Origin of the sequence: Paenibacillus sp. FSL H7-0735 (genome assembly GCF_038008505.1) — a bacterium.
GTDB lineage: Bacteria > Bacillota > Bacilli > Paenibacillales > Paenibacillaceae > Paenibacillus_AQ > Paenibacillus_AQ odorifer.
This window is the reverse complement of record NZ_JBBOZH010000002.1, coordinates 946,794-959,251: the sequence shown is the minus strand read 5'-3', so window position 1 is coordinate 959,251 and position 12,458 is coordinate 946,794. Positions and strand designations below refer to the sequence as shown.

Below are 12,458 nucleotides of genomic sequence, written 5' to 3'. Positions count from 1 at the left end.
TTTAAGTAACTTAGGAAAAGAAAAGAGGTGTCAACATTGAAAGGTATCTTAGGAAAAAAACTCGGTATGACTCAAGTGTTTACTCCAGAAGGTAACGTAATTCCTGTTACTGTTATCGAAGCAGGACCTTGTGTAGTACTGCAAAAGAAAGACCTGAATATCGACGGATATGAAGCAGTGCAATTGGGCTTTTCTGATAAAAAAGAAAAACGCTCCAATAAGCCTGAACAGGGTCACGCCAAAAAGGCAAATGCAACACCTAAGCGCTACGTTCGTGAAATTCGCGGTGTTGATCTCGGGTCTCTCGAGGTTGGACAAGAGCTGAAGGCTGATATCTTTGCTGAGGGCGAATTTGTTGACGTAACTGGTACATCTAAAGGTAAAGGTTTCCAAGGTAACATCAAACGTTGGGGACAAAGCCGCGGACCAATGGCACACGGATCGCGTTACCACAGAAGACCGGGTTCCATGGGTTCTATCCAAGCTAACCGTGTTCCTAAGGGCAAACGCCTTCCAGGACATATGGGTCACACGACTATTACGGTTCAAAAGCTTGAAATTATCAAGGTTGATGTTGAACGTAACGTATTGCTGGTTAAAGGCGCTATCCCAGGTCCTAAAAACAGCTTCGTGAAAGTTAAACAAACCGTTAAGAAATAATTATTGAAGAAAGGAGGAACATGAAATGCCAAAAGTAACACTTTTTAATATTAGTGGCAACGAAGTTGGTGAAGTGGAACTGAGCGATACAGTATTCGGTATTGAACCGAATGAGCACGTTCTACATGAAGCTGCGCTTATGCAAAGAGCTTCCCTACGTCGTGGTACACACAAAGTAAAAGGACGTTCTGAAGTTCGTGGCGGTGGACGTAAACCTTGGAAACAAAAAGGTACAGGTCGCGCTCGTCAAGGCTCCATTCGTTCTCCACAATGGAAAGGCGGCGGCGTTGTCTTCGGACCAACACCACGTAGCTATTCCTGGAAACTGCCTAAGAAGGTTCGTCGTTTGGCGATCAAATCCGCTTTGTCCTCGAAAGTACTCGAGAATGACATTATCGTATTGGATAGCTTGACAATGAATGCTCCGAAAACGAAAGAATTCGCAGCAATCTTGAACAATCTGAAAGTAGATCGTAAAGCGTTGATCGTAGCTACTAGCTATGATGATAACGTAGCACTTTCCGCTCGTAACATCCCTGGGGTGAAATTCGTAGCGGCTGACGGCATTAATGTTCTTGACGTACTGACGTACGACAAACTGATCATCACTAAAGAAGCAGTTCTGAAGGTAGAGGAGGTGTTCGCGTAATGAAAGATCCTCGTGATATTATCAAACGTCCGGTGATTACGGAACGTACTTCCGACTACATGAGCGAAATGAAATACGCTTTTGAAGTGGATATCCGTGCTAACAAAACCGAAATCAAAAAAGCTGTCGAGGCTATTTTCAAAGTAAAAGTAACAAATGTGAACACAATGCGCGTACCTGGCAAACTGAAACGTTATGGTAAATATTCTGGTTACACTCCAGAGTGGAAAAAAGCCATCGTTAAGCTTAGCCCGGACAGCAAACCGCTTGAATTTTTTGAAGCGGTAGAATAATACTCTGTTGAAGTAAGGAGGGAACTACAGTGCCAATCAAAAAGTACAAACCGACCTCTCCGGCAAGACGCGCTATGTCCGTGTCTACGTTTGAAGAAATTACAACAAACCAGCCAGAGAAATCGTTGCTTTCTCCGCTGTTCAAACATGCGGGACGCAACAACCAAGGTAAAATTACGGTTCGTCACCATGGCGGCGGACATAAACGTAAATACCGTATTATCGACTTCAAGCGGACTAAAGACGGCATACCAGGTAGCGTTGCTACAATCGAGTATGACCCGAACCGCACATCTAATATTGCTTTGATCCACTATGCTGATGGAGAGAAACGTTATATCATCGCTCCTAAAGGTCTAAGAGTTGGGGATAAAGTAGAGTCCGGTCCTGCGGCCGACATCAAAATTGGTAACAGTCTTCCACTGGAGAACATTCCAGTAGGTACAGTTATCCACAACATTGAGTTGAAACCAGGTAAAGGCGGACAATTGGTTCGTGCAGCTGGTACAGAAGCTCAATTGCTTGGTAAAGAAGAAAAATACTGTTCCGTTCGTTTGTCATCCGGTGAGGTTCGTAAGATCCTTAGCGTATGCCGTGCAACTATCGGTTCCGTAGGTAACGAAGATCACGAATTGATCAAAATCGGTAAAGCTGGACGTAGTCGCTGGCTCGGCCGTCGTCCTGAAGTTCGCGGGGTAGTAATGAACCCTAACGATCACCCACACGGTGGTGGTGAAGGTCGCGCTCCAATCGGACGTAAATCGCCAATGTCTCCATGGGGCAAACCAACCCTTGGTTACAAAACGCGTAAGAAAAACAAGGCATCTGATAAATATATCGTTCGCCGCCGCACTAAATAAGACGCTTCTGGCAAGTTAATAAAGCGCGAAGCGTCGATTCGCGGTTTGAAGAACCGGATGAAGGGAGGATTCACACATGGGTCGCAGTTTAAAGAAGGGGCCGTTTATCGATGGCTACCTGCTTAAAAAAGTTGAGGAACTGAACGAGGCTGAGAAAAAGGTTGTAGTTAAAACTTGGTCCCGTCGCTCAACCATTTTCCCTCAGTTTATCGGACATACGTTTGGTGTATATGACGGCCGTAAACACGTGCCTGTATACGTAACAGAAGATATGGTAGGTCACAAGTTGGGCGAGTTCGCGCCAACACGTACTTACAAAGGCCACGCGGGTGACGATAAGAAAACAAGAAGATAATAATAAGGTCTCTGTTTGAAAGGAGGTTAAACAATGGAAGCAAAAGCACATGCAAGATCGGTGCGAATTTCCGCTCGTAAAGCGAAACTGGTTGTTGACTTGATTCGTGGTAAGCAAGTGGGGGAAGCAATTGCTATTCTTCGCCACACTCCGAAATCCGCTTCTCCGGTCGTTGAAAAGTTGCTTAATTCGGCAATTGCGAATGCTGAGCATAACTATTCTTTGGACGTGAACAGTTTGTTCGTTAGCGAGGTTTTCGTTAACCAAGGACCTACTATGAAACGTTTCCGTCCGCGCGCCATGGGCCGCGCAAGTCGGATCAATAAACGCACGAGCCACATTACACTGGTGGTATCTGAGAAATAAGGAGGGATAACACGTGGGTCAAAAGGTAAATCCAATCGGACTCCGAATCGGTATTATTCGCGATTGGGAATCTAAATGGTATGCAGGAAAAGATTTCGGTACTCTTCTGATGGAAGACGTCAAAATCCGGGAATACCTTAAAGGCAAATTGAAGGATTCCGCTGTTTCCCATATCGAGATCGAAAGAGCGGCTAGCCGCGTGAACGTTACAATTCATACAGCTAAACCAGGTATGGTTATTGGTAAAGGCGGAGCAGAAGTAGAAGTACTTCGCAGCGCAGTTACAGCAATCGCTGGTGGCAAAAAAGTACACATCAACATCAATGAAATCAAGCACCCTGAATTGGATGCAATTCTTGTAGCTGAGAGCATTGCTCAACAATTGGAACGTCGTGTATCGTTCCGTCGTGCCCTCAAACAAGCGATTCAAAGAACTATGCGTTCTGGCGCAAAAGGGATTAAAACTCAAGTGGGCGGACGTCTTGGCGGAGCTGAGATTGCTCGTTCAGAAGGTTATAGCGAAGGAACAGTTCCACTTCATACGCTTCGTGCCGATATCGATTACGGAACGGCTGAAGCACATACAACTTACGGTCTTATTGGCGTAAAAGTATGGATCTACCGTGGAGAAGTTCTTCCCCCAGCTAAGAAACAAGCTGCTCAGGAAGGAGGCAACTAATCATGTTGGTACCAAAACGCGTAAAACACCGCAAGCAACAACGCGGACACATGAAGGGTATGGCAAAAGGCGGTACTGAATTGAACTTCGGCGAATTCGGCCTGGTTGCACTTGAACCGTCTTGGATCACTAACCGTCAGATCGAAGCTGCTCGTATCGCGATGACACGTTATATCAAACGTGGCGGTCAAGTTTGGATCAAGATTTTCCCAGATAAACCTATTACTCAAAAGCCTCTCGAGGTTCGTATGGGTAGTGGTAAAGGTAACGTTGAGAAATGGGTAGCCGTAGTTAAACCGGGCAAGATTATGTTCGAACTCGGAGGCGTGTCGGAAGAAATCGCTCGTGAAGCGATGCGTCTTGCCGCTCACAAGCTGCCTGTAAAGACTAAGTTTGTGAAACGTGAAGAATTGGGTGGTGAAGCAAATGAAAGCTAATGAACTTCGCAACTTAACCACTGCTGAGATTGAACAAAAGATCGCTGGATTCAAAGAGGAACTTTTTAATCTCCGTTTTCAATTGGCAACTGGCCAATTGGACAACCCAACTCGGATTCGTGACGTGCGTAAGGAAATAGCTCGTGCTAAAACCGTGATCCATCAAAGAGTGCTTGGGATTAGTTAAGTGAGACGGATCGCAGATCCGTATTCAGGAAGGAGGCTAACTAATGAGTGAAGAACGTAATGCACGTAAAGTGCTAATCGGTAAAGTGGTCAGTGATAAAATGGATAAAACCATCGTAGTTGCTGTTGAAACCTATAAGAAACACAATTTGTACCACAAACGCATCAAGTCTACGAAGAAGTTCAAAGCACATGATGAGGGAAATGTTGCAAAGATTGGCGATACCGTAAAACTCATGGAAACTCGTCCGTTGTCTAAGGACAAACGTTGGAGACTAGTTGAAGTGGTAGAAGCAGCGGTTATCATCTAAGATAATCAAGAGAGTTTTTCCGGAAGGAGGAAATTATAATGATTCAACCATTTACACGTTTGCATGTGGCTGACAACTCTGGTGCGAAGGAACTGATGTGTATCCGCGTACTGGGTGGTACTGGACGCCGTACAGCAGCAATCGGTGATTTGATCGTTTGTTCCGTTAAACAAGCAACACCAGGCGGCGTTGTCAAAAAAGGTGATGTTGTTAGAGCGGTAGTTGTTCGTACGAAACGTTCCGTTCGTCGTAAAGATGGATCTTACATCGCATTCGACGAAAACGCAGCTGTTGTTGTTAAAGACGACAGAAGCCCTCGTGGAACACGTATCTTTGGACCAGTTGCTCGCGAACTTCGCGATAAAGACTACATGAAGATCGTTTCCTTGGCACCGGAAGTTATCTAATAAACACGGCACCAATAAGTTGAAGGTTAGTTATAGGAGGTGTAATAAATGCCTAGAGTGAAAAAAGTTCTGGAATCCCATAACAATAAACTGCACGTGAAGAAAGATGACGTGGTGCTTGTGATTAGTGGTAAAGACAAAGGCAAAAAAGGCCGTGTCATCGCTGCTTATCCTCGTGAAAACCGCGTTCTGGTAGAAGGCGTCAATATGGTGAAAAAACACCAAAAGCCGAACCAGCTGAATCCACAGGGTGGAATTATTGAGCAGGAAGCTTCGATTCATGTGTCCAACGTAATGCACATCGATCCGAAGACCGGCAAAGTAACCCGTATCGGTTACAAAGTTTTGGACAATGGTAAAAAAGTTCGGATTGCTAAAAGATCCGGAGAGATTATCGACTAATCTAGCCCTTAAGAAAGGAGGTTAAATCTTCATGGCAGCAAGAATGAAAGAACGTTTTCTTAACGAAATTACACCTGCTTTGATGCAGAAGTTTAACTATACAACTGTTATGCAAGTGCCTAAGATCGAGAAGGTTGTCATCAACATGGGTGTGGGTGACGCTGTTCAAAACTCCAAAGTACTTGATGCTGCAGTTAATGACATGCAGTTGATCGCTGGTCAAAAACCAGTAATCACTAAAGCTAAAAAATCCATCGCTGGTTTCAAACTACGCGAAAATATGCCGATTGGGGTTAAAGTAACACTGCGCGGAGAGCGTATGTATTACTTCTTGGACAAATTGTTCAACGTAACACTTCCACGTGTACGTGACTTCCGTGGTGTTTCCACTAAAGCCTTTGATGGCCGTGGTAACTACACACTTGGTCTTAAAGAACAATTGATCTTCCCCGAGATCGAATATGACAAAGTGGATAAAGTCCGCGGTATGGACATCGTTATTGTAACGACTGCTAAGACGGACGAGGAATCCCGCGAGCTGCTGGGTCAGCTGGGAATGCCTTTCGCAAAATAAAGTCGGTTAATCCATTTTCTCCGAAAATGTTTAGGAGGTGTCAGGCTAAGTGGCAAAAACTTCGATGAAAGTTAAACAACAACGTACGCCTAAGTTTAAAGTACGTGCATATACACGTTGCGAACGTTGTGGTCGTCCACATTCGGTACTGCAAAAGTTCAAAATTTGCAGAATTTGTTTCCGTGAATTAGCTTATAAAGGCCAGATCCCTGGCGTGAAAAAAGCAAGTTGGTAAGAAGTTTATAAACGGGAAGGAGGTTTACACACATGACTATGTCTGATCCTATTGCAGATATGCTTACTCGTATTCGTAACGCTAACATTGTGCGTCACGAGACGGTAGAAATGCCTGCTTCTACTATGAAGAAACAAATCGCTGACATTTTGAAGCGTGAAGGTTTCATCCGCGATGCGGAATTCGTTGAAGATAGCAAACAAGGGATTATCCGTATCTTCTTGAAATACGGCCCTAACCAAGAGCGTGTTATTTCTGGTTTGAAAAGAATCAGTAAACCAGGCCTTCGCGTATACACGAAGAGCAATGAAGTGCCTCGTGTACTCGGTGGTCTAGGAATCGCGATTATCTCCACATCTAAGGGAGTTATGACCGACAAAGAAGCTCGTCAATCAAAATCTGGCGGAGAAGTTGTCTGCTACATTTGGTAATAAACGTCACAAGATAAGGAGGTGCAACACATGTCTCGTATTGGTCGCAAACCAATCGCAGTACCTAGCGGTGTAGATGTCACTTTGGACAACGCCGTTATTACAGTAAAAGGTCCAAAAGGTTCTTTGACTCGTGAGCTTCATAAAGACATGAAGGTTACAGTTGAAAATAACGAAATTACCGTTGTTCGCCCGTCGGATAACAAATTGCATCGTTCACTTCACGGCACAACCCGCTCCGTTGTCAACAACATGGTAGCAGGTGTGACTGAAGGTTTCTCGAAATCTCTGGAACTGGTTGGGGTCGGATATCGTGCAAGCAAATCCGGAGATAAAATCGTTCTGAACGTTGGTTATTCCCACCCGGTTGAAATTACACCGGAAGCTGGTATCGAGTTCGAAGTTCCTGCGAACACGAAGATCATCGTTAAAGGTATCGATAAAGAACGCGTTGGCGCATACGCTGCTAAAATCCGTTCCGTTCGTGAACCAGAACCGTATAAAGGTAAAGGTATCAAATATGAAGGCGAGCGTATCATCCGCAAAGAAGGTAAAGCTGGTAAGAAGAAATAACCAGTTTAAACTTAATTGTAAGATACCCCGTGCATCTTAAAGTGAAGCTGTTTACGGCAAACTGAAGGGAGTGAAAGGGAAGTCATGATTACAAAAGAAGATAAAAACAAGGCTCGTCTCAAAAGACACCTGCGTGTTCGTAAGAAGATCCAGGGAACTACTGAGCGTCCACGTTTGAACGTATTCCGTTCTTCGAAACACATCTACGCTCAACTGATCGATGATGTTAAAGGGGTTACTATCGTATCCGCTTCTACACTTGATAAAGATCTGAGCGCTAATATCGGTAATGGCGGCAGCGTTGAAGCTGCAGCGAAAGTTGGCCAATTGGTCGCTGAGCGTGCCAAAGAAAAAGGCTATGCAGTGGTCGTATTCGACCGCGGAGGTTACTTGTACCATGGACGGATTCAAGCATTGGCTGATGCAGCTCGTGAAGCTGGTCTTGAATTCTAGAATAATTCTTAAAAGGAGGTTAACGACTTGCGTGTAGATCCGAACAGTTTAGAACTGACAGAAAGAGTTGTACACATTAACCGTGTTGCAAAAGTTGTAAAAGGCGGACGCCGTTTCAGCTTTAGTGCACTTGTTGTTGTGGGCGACGGCAACGGCTACGTCGGTGCTGGTATCGGTAAAGCCGGCGAAGTTCCGGATGCCATCCGTAAAGGCATTGAAGACGCCAAGAAAAACCTGATTCACATCCCAATCGTAGGAACTTCGATTCCCCATCTCGTTACTGGACACTTCGGCGCAGGACGCGTGTTGCTGAAACCAGCATCAGAGGGTACTGGCGTTATCGCTGGCGGTCCAGTTCGTGCGGTATTGGAATTGGCAGGCGTTGGCGACATTTTGACAAAATCACTGGGTTCTTCGAATTCCATGAACATGGTCAATGCAACTTTGGAGGGACTTTCCCGTCTGAAACGCATTGAAGAGGTCGCGAAACTTCGCGGCAAATCTGTCGAAGAATTGCGCGGTTAAGGAGGGGAACGTCAATGGCAAAATTGCAAATTACCCTCGTACGTAGTGTAATCGGACGTCCAGAAACACAACGTGTTACTGTTAAGACGCTCGGCCTGCGTAAACTCAACACGACAGTGGTTCACAATGACAGTCCTGCAATTCGCGGAATGATCAATAAAGTGAGTCACTTGCTATCTGTAACTGAAATTGAAGGCTAAACGCCTCGCATAAATTAACAAACATAAGGAGGTGCAAACGATGAAGTTACATGAACTTGCTCCAGCTCCTGGTTCCCGCAAAGAACGCAATCGCGTTGGTCGTGGTCCTAGTAGCGGAAATGGTAAAACTTCCGGTCGCGGTCACAAAGGTCAAAACTCACGTTCTGGCGGTGGTGTTCGTCCGGGCTTCGAGGGTGGACAAAATCCGCTCTATCGTCGTCTGCCTAAACGTGGTTTCGTCAATCCTACCCGTAAAGAGTATGCGATTGTGAACCTGGAAGATCTGAATAGCTTTGCAGAAGGAACTGAAGTGACTCCGCAGTTGTTGCTTGAAACTGGTGTTGTCAAGAATTCCAAAAGCGGCATCAAGATTCTCGGCAACGGTGAGTTGACCGTAAAATTGACTGTACAAGCAAATAAGTTCTCTCAATCTGCGGTAGAGAAAATCGAGGCTGCCGGCGGTAAAACCGAGGTGATCTAATGTTCAAGACGCTTAAGAATATCTGGCATGTTGAAGATTTGCGCAAAAAGATCCTGTTTACCTTGTTCATTCTGATTATCTACCGTATCGGTTCGTTTGTTCCGGTTCCTGGTGTGAACAAAGATGTACTGCAAACAGCAAATCAGAGTGGTGACGCTTTGATGGGACTCTTGAACACCTTTTCGGGCGGAGCGCTCAAAAACTTCTCGATATTTGCGATCAGTATTTACCCGTACATTACAGCATCCATCATCGTGCAATTGCTGTCGATGGATGTTGTTCCTAAGTTTGCTGAATGGGCTAAACAAGGGGAGCACGGGAAAAAACAATTGGCGCAAATCACTCGTTACGGTACAGTGATATTAGCCCTGATCCAAGGTTTTGCTACGTCGATAGGGTTTAACCGGATTTATGGAACTCAAATGATGCCGAATGCGACATTTGCTGATTACTTGCTGGTTGCCATTATCTTGACGGCGGGTACTTCTTTCTTGATGTGGCTTGGTGAACAGATTACCGAAAAGGGAATCGGGAACGGGATTTCGATCCTGATTTTTGCGGGAATCGTCGCCGCCATTCCGGGGTATATCACAAGTACGGCTAACTCAAGTTTTATTCAGCCGGATCAGGTGTTCCTGAATATTCTTAAAGTCGTTATCGTGCTGATTGTGATTGTAGCGATTATTACAGCAGTTATCTTCGTACAGCAAGGTATTCGGAAGATTCCTGTTCAATACGCTAAACGCGTAGTCGGCAATAAAATGTACGGTGGACAGAATACACATATCCCATTGAAAATTAATGCGGCAGGTGTAATTCCGGTAATCTTCGCCGTATCATTGCTTCAGTTCCCAGTTGTTCTCTCCAGTTTCTGGTCAACACATGCCTGGGCACAATGGATTACCAAATATTTGGCAACCGATGCTCCGCTTGGTATGCTTCTGTATGTAGTGATGATCATCGGGTTCACGTTCTTCTATACGTTCGTGCAGATGAATCCTCAACAGATGGCCGATAACATGAAGAAGAATGGTGGTTACATCCCAGGTATCCGTCCTGGTAAAGCTACAGAGAAATATCTGACTAGAGTAATGTCTCGTTTGACTATGTCAGGCGCGTTGTTCCTAGCTTTGATCTCTGTACTACCGATGTTCTTCGGTGCTATATCTGGATTGCCCAAAGAAGTTCGAATTGGTGGCACTGCGCTGCTTATCGTAATCGGTGTGGCATTGGATACTATGAAGCAGATCGAGAGCCATTTGATCAAACGCCATTACAAAGGCTTCATCAATAAATAGGTGATAGGTTCCGGTGAAGCTTAAGTTTTTATTCTTCCCGGCACCTATTATGCTGTTTCTTGCTTGGTGGCGAACTTTTGGGGGGAGAGAGAAATCGTGAACATTTTATTCATGGGCCCTCCTGGGGCAGGCAAGGGAACACAAGCGGCAGAAATCGTTAAAGAATTTGGTATTCCTCATATTTCGACAGGAGATGCTTTCCGTTTGGCAATCAAACAGGAAACTCCGGTAGGATTGAAGGCCAAATCATTTATAGATCAAGGTTTGCTTGTACCAGATGATGTGACCATTGGGATAGTCGAAGAACGGTTGCAGCAGTCCGATTGCGAAAAAGGATTTCTATTGGATGGTTTTCCAAGAACTCTTTCGCAAGCGGAAGCGCTGGATGATATTCTTAGCCGTTTGAACACTTCTTTGGATCATGTCATCAACTTGAATGTTGACCGTGGATTGCTAATGGCGCGTCTTACTGGACGTCGTATCTGCAGCGTTTGCGGAGCATCCTACCATTTAATCTTCAACCCGCCGAAGCAAGATGGCATTTGCGACATTGATGGCGGTGAGTTATATCAACGTCCGGATGACAACGAAGAAAGTGTAGGCAAGCGCCTGGATGAGTATGATAATAAAACAGCGCCGCTGCTTGCGTTTTATGATAATAAAGGTCTTTTGCGTCAGGTAAACGGGGAAAACGAAATTAATGTCGTTACTTCTGAAATCGTGTCTTTAATGCGGGGTTAATGTAATGATCATTTGTAAATCCGAACAGGAACTTGCCTTTATGAGGGAAGCTGGTCGAATTGTTGCCGAGAGTCACCGTCTTATTGCTCAGGCCATTGAGCCTGGCATTACAACGGGCGAGCTCGACAGAATCGCCGATCAATACATTCGCAGTCAAGATGCTGTGCCGTCTTTCAAAGGCTACAACGGTTTTCCTGCCAGCATTTGCGCTTCAGTCAACGAACAATTGGTGCATGGATTTCCAGGTAAACGTAAACTGATCGAAGGCGATATTGTTACGCTGGATATCGGTGCAGAGTACCGCGGTTATCACGGTGATTCCGCCTGGACCTACGGTGTGGGCAGCATTTCCGAAGAGGCTCAGCGTTTGCTGGACGTTACGGAAGGCTCCTTGTACGCGGGACTGGCGTTAGTTAAGCCGGATGTGCGCTTGTTTACAATCTCCCATGCTATTCAGCAGTACATCGAAGAGGCTGGTTTCTCAGTCGTACGTGAGTATGTTGGTCATGGTATTGGGGCAAAACTGCATGAAGAACCGCAAATTCCGAATTATGGCATAGCGGACCGCGGACCACGTCTGAAACCGGGTATGGTGCTCGCGATTGAGCCGATGGTAAACGCAGGAAAGAGACATGTCAGAACACTGGAAGATAACTGGACTGTCGTTACGGTTGATGGCTCACTATGTGCTCACTTCGAGCATACAGTAGCAGTTACTCCGGACGGCATGGAAATTTTCACAAAACTGAATGCGTAGGTGATCTCCTCTTGAATACTGTGAGCAGCCCGCAGGTTGGTCAATTAGTGAGAATTCTCAAAGGCAAAGATGCCGGAGAGGCAGCCGTTGTTATCGCAGTTGTTGATAGCAGATTTGTATACATTGCAGATGGAGACAAACGTAAGTTTGATGGGCCAAAGAAGAAGAATATTCTTCATCTTGAGCTCATACCCTTCATCAGCAGTGAGGTTGTGGACAGTTTGAAGGAAACTGGGCGGGTAACAAACGGAAAGCTGCGATTCGCAGTCATGAAGTATGCTGGACCCACCGGAATAAGTGCTGATGAGAAAGGAGACTAACTGTGGCTAAGGAAGATGTCATTGAAGTAGAAGGTACTGTCCTTGAACCGTTGCCAAACGCAACGTTTAAGGTTGAGCTTGAGAACGGTCATCAAATACTTGCCCATGTATCCGGTAAATTGCGGATGCACTTTATCCGTATTTTGACCGGAGACAAAGTGGTCGTGCAGTTATCGCCTTATGATTTATCAAAAGGTCGTATAACTTACCGTAAATAGATGGGAACTACGAAAAAAGTTTTGCTTCGCAAAACTTTGAGGAGGTA

At 45.3% G+C, this 12,458-nt stretch carries 25 protein-coding genes; all 25 read left to right on the top strand.

Annotation, left to right across the window (positions count from 1 at the left end):
• The first annotated feature begins 36 nt into the window (after positions 1-36).
• The 25 genes from rplC to infA all read left to right on the top strand — a co-directional run bounded on the left by rplC (position 37) and on the right by infA (position 12,411).
• A complete protein-coding gene (gene rplC, locus NSS82_RS32015; RefSeq protein ID WP_036680532.1) occupies positions 37-660 on the top strand; it encodes a 50S ribosomal protein L3 in 624 nt (207 codons plus the stop codon).
• A gap of 25 nt (positions 661-685) precedes the next feature.
• Positions 686-1,309 (top strand): 50S ribosomal protein L4, encoded by a 624-nt coding sequence (gene rplD, locus NSS82_RS32010; RefSeq protein ID WP_036680536.1) that lies wholly within the window; start codon positions 686-688, stop codon positions 1,307-1,309.
• Positions 1,309-1,602: a 50S ribosomal protein L23 gene (gene rplW, locus NSS82_RS32005; protein WP_036680537.1), complete on the top strand. Its 294-nt coding sequence runs from the start codon at positions 1,309-1,311 to the stop codon at positions 1,600-1,602. Before rplD ends, rplW begins: the two co-directional genes overlap by 1 nt.
• A gap of 29 nt (positions 1,603-1,631) precedes the next feature.
• Complete coding sequence (gene rplB, locus NSS82_RS32000) at positions 1,632-2,462, top strand: 50S ribosomal protein L2 (protein WP_036680541.1); 831 nt, start codon at positions 1,632-1,634, stop codon at positions 2,460-2,462.
• 76 nt (positions 2,463-2,538) lie between these two features.
• The gene (rpsS, locus tag NSS82_RS31995) at positions 2,539-2,817 is read left to right on the top strand and encodes a 30S ribosomal protein S19 (RefSeq protein ID WP_036652940.1); all 279 of its coding nucleotides are present in this window, start codon (positions 2,539-2,541) and stop codon (positions 2,815-2,817) included.
• A gap of 33 nt (positions 2,818-2,850) precedes the next feature.
• Entirely contained in the window at positions 2,851-3,183 is a 333-nt protein-coding gene (rplV, locus tag NSS82_RS31990; protein ID WP_036680546.1) for a 50S ribosomal protein L22, read from the top strand.
• Between the two features lie 13 nt (positions 3,184-3,196).
• Positions 3,197-3,862, top strand: a complete 666-nt coding sequence (gene rpsC, locus NSS82_RS31985; protein WP_038573452.1) for a 30S ribosomal protein S3 — start codon at positions 3,197-3,199, stop codon at positions 3,860-3,862.
• A 2-nt stretch (positions 3,863-3,864) separates the two neighbouring features.
• Complete coding sequence (gene rplP, locus NSS82_RS31980; protein WP_036680552.1) at positions 3,865-4,299, top strand: 50S ribosomal protein L16; 435 nt, start codon at positions 3,865-3,867, stop codon at positions 4,297-4,299.
• On the top strand, positions 4,289-4,486 hold the full coding sequence (gene rpmC, locus NSS82_RS31975) for a 50S ribosomal protein L29 (protein ID WP_019908232.1): 198 nt from the start codon (positions 4,289-4,291) through the stop codon (positions 4,484-4,486). Before rplP ends, rpmC begins: the two co-directional genes overlap by 11 nt.
• A gap of 43 nt (positions 4,487-4,529) precedes the next feature.
• Positions 4,530-4,796, top strand: a complete 267-nt coding sequence (gene rpsQ / locus NSS82_RS31970; protein WP_036680554.1) for a 30S ribosomal protein S17 — start codon at positions 4,530-4,532, stop codon at positions 4,794-4,796.
• 38 nt (positions 4,797-4,834) lie between these two features.
• Complete coding sequence (gene rplN / locus NSS82_RS31965) at positions 4,835-5,203, top strand: 50S ribosomal protein L14 (RefSeq protein WP_036680556.1); 369 nt, start codon at positions 4,835-4,837, stop codon at positions 5,201-5,203.
• 48 nt (positions 5,204-5,251) lie between these two features.
• Positions 5,252-5,605, top strand: coding sequence for a 50S ribosomal protein L24 (gene rplX, locus NSS82_RS31960; RefSeq protein ID WP_076099615.1), 354 nt, complete (start codon positions 5,252-5,254; stop codon positions 5,603-5,605).
• Positions 5,606-5,636: 31 nt separating this feature from the next.
• On the top strand, positions 5,637-6,179 hold the full coding sequence (gene rplE, locus NSS82_RS31955) for a 50S ribosomal protein L5 (RefSeq protein WP_036680558.1): 543 nt from the start codon (positions 5,637-5,639) through the stop codon (positions 6,177-6,179).
• 49 nt (positions 6,180-6,228) lie between these two features.
• Positions 6,229-6,414 carry a type Z 30S ribosomal protein S14 gene (locus NSS82_RS31950; protein ID WP_013312154.1) on the top strand — a complete coding sequence of 62 codons (186 nt, stop codon included), beginning with the start codon at positions 6,229-6,231 and terminating at the stop codon, positions 6,412-6,414.
• 32 nt (positions 6,415-6,446) lie between these two features.
• Entirely contained in the window at positions 6,447-6,845 is a 399-nt protein-coding gene (rpsH, locus tag NSS82_RS31945) for a 30S ribosomal protein S8 (RefSeq protein WP_036680560.1), read from the top strand.
• Between the two features lie 30 nt (positions 6,846-6,875).
• Positions 6,876-7,418: a 50S ribosomal protein L6 gene (rplF, locus tag NSS82_RS31940; RefSeq protein ID WP_036680562.1), complete on the top strand. Its 543-nt coding sequence runs from the start codon at positions 6,876-6,878 to the stop codon at positions 7,416-7,418.
• A gap of 84 nt (positions 7,419-7,502) precedes the next feature.
• Positions 7,503-7,871, top strand: a complete 369-nt coding sequence (gene rplR / locus NSS82_RS31935) for a 50S ribosomal protein L18 (protein ID WP_036680564.1) — start codon at positions 7,503-7,505, stop codon at positions 7,869-7,871.
• A 27-nt stretch (positions 7,872-7,898) separates the two neighbouring features.
• Entirely contained in the window at positions 7,899-8,396 is a 498-nt protein-coding gene (gene rpsE, locus NSS82_RS31930) for a 30S ribosomal protein S5 (protein ID WP_036652980.1), read from the top strand.
• 14 nt (positions 8,397-8,410) lie between these two features.
• Entirely contained in the window at positions 8,411-8,596 is a 186-nt protein-coding gene (gene rpmD / locus NSS82_RS31925; protein ID WP_036680567.1) for a 50S ribosomal protein L30, read from the top strand.
• Positions 8,597-8,636: 40 nt separating this feature from the next.
• Entirely contained in the window at positions 8,637-9,077 is a 441-nt protein-coding gene (rplO, locus tag NSS82_RS31920; protein WP_036680569.1) for a 50S ribosomal protein L15, read from the top strand.
• Entirely contained in the window at positions 9,077-10,375 is a 1,299-nt protein-coding gene (secY, locus tag NSS82_RS31915) for a preprotein translocase subunit SecY (RefSeq protein WP_076105929.1), read from the top strand. The genes rplO and secY overlap by 1 nt, the downstream gene beginning before the upstream one ends.
• 96 nt (positions 10,376-10,471) lie before the next feature.
• Complete coding sequence (locus tag NSS82_RS31910; RefSeq protein WP_038573451.1) at positions 10,472-11,116, top strand: adenylate kinase; 645 nt, start codon at positions 10,472-10,474, stop codon at positions 11,114-11,116.
• A gap of 4 nt (positions 11,117-11,120) precedes the next feature.
• Entirely contained in the window at positions 11,121-11,873 is a 753-nt protein-coding gene (map, locus tag NSS82_RS31905; protein WP_038573450.1) for a type I methionyl aminopeptidase, read from the top strand.
• An 11-nt stretch (positions 11,874-11,884) separates the two neighbouring features.
• Positions 11,885-12,193 carry a KOW domain-containing RNA-binding protein gene (locus NSS82_RS31900; RefSeq protein WP_036680581.1) on the top strand — a complete coding sequence of 103 codons (309 nt, stop codon included), beginning with the start codon at positions 11,885-11,887 and terminating at the stop codon, positions 12,191-12,193.
• A 2-nt stretch (positions 12,194-12,195) separates the two neighbouring features.
• Entirely contained in the window at positions 12,196-12,411 is a 216-nt protein-coding gene (infA, locus tag NSS82_RS31895) for a translation initiation factor IF-1 (protein ID WP_036652996.1), read from the top strand.
• Positions 12,412-12,458 lie beyond the last annotated feature (47 nt).

Excerpts from the sequence above, each read along its gene's own strand:
- rpsQ (WP_036680554.1), top strand. The coding sequence starts at position 4,530 with ATGAGTGAAGAACGTAATGCACGTAAAGTGCTAATCGGTAAAGTGGTC.
- rplD (WP_036680536.1), top strand. The coding sequence starts at position 686 with ATGCCAAAAGTAACACTTTTTAATATTAGTGGCAACGAAGTTGGTGAA.
- rplF (WP_036680562.1), top strand. The coding sequence starts at position 6,876 with ATGTCTCGTATTGGTCGCAAACCAATCGCAGTACCTAGCGGTGTAGAT.
- secY (WP_076105929.1), top strand. The coding sequence starts at position 9,077 with ATGTTCAAGACGCTTAAGAATATCTGGCATGTTGAAGATTTGCGCAAA.
- rpmD (WP_036680567.1), top strand. The coding sequence starts at position 8,411 with ATGGCAAAATTGCAAATTACCCTCGTACGTAGTGTAATCGGACGTCCA.
- rplW (WP_036680537.1), top strand. The coding sequence starts at position 1,309 with ATGAAAGATCCTCGTGATATTATCAAACGTCCGGTGATTACGGAACGT.
- rplX (WP_076099615.1), top strand. The coding sequence starts at position 5,252 with ATGCCTAGAGTGAAAAAAGTTCTGGAATCCCATAACAATAAACTGCAC.
- rpmC (WP_019908232.1), top strand. The coding sequence starts at position 4,289 with ATGAAAGCTAATGAACTTCGCAACTTAACCACTGCTGAGATTGAACAA.
- rplO (WP_036680569.1), top strand. The coding sequence starts at position 8,637 with ATGAAGTTACATGAACTTGCTCCAGCTCCTGGTTCCCGCAAAGAACGC.
- rplP (WP_036680552.1), top strand. The coding sequence starts at position 3,865 with ATGTTGGTACCAAAACGCGTAAAACACCGCAAGCAACAACGCGGACAC.
- rpsS (WP_036652940.1), top strand. The coding sequence starts at position 2,539 with ATGGGTCGCAGTTTAAAGAAGGGGCCGTTTATCGATGGCTACCTGCTT.
- rplN (WP_036680556.1), top strand. The coding sequence starts at position 4,835 with ATGATTCAACCATTTACACGTTTGCATGTGGCTGACAACTCTGGTGCG.
- rplR (WP_036680564.1), top strand. The coding sequence starts at position 7,503 with ATGATTACAAAAGAAGATAAAAACAAGGCTCGTCTCAAAAGACACCTG.
- rpsH (WP_036680560.1), top strand. The coding sequence starts at position 6,447 with ATGACTATGTCTGATCCTATTGCAGATATGCTTACTCGTATTCGTAAC.
- map (WP_038573450.1), top strand. The coding sequence starts at position 11,121 with ATGATCATTTGTAAATCCGAACAGGAACTTGCCTTTATGAGGGAAGCT.
- rplV (WP_036680546.1), top strand. The coding sequence starts at position 2,851 with ATGGAAGCAAAAGCACATGCAAGATCGGTGCGAATTTCCGCTCGTAAA.
- rplE (WP_036680558.1), top strand. The coding sequence starts at position 5,637 with ATGGCAGCAAGAATGAAAGAACGTTTTCTTAACGAAATTACACCTGCT.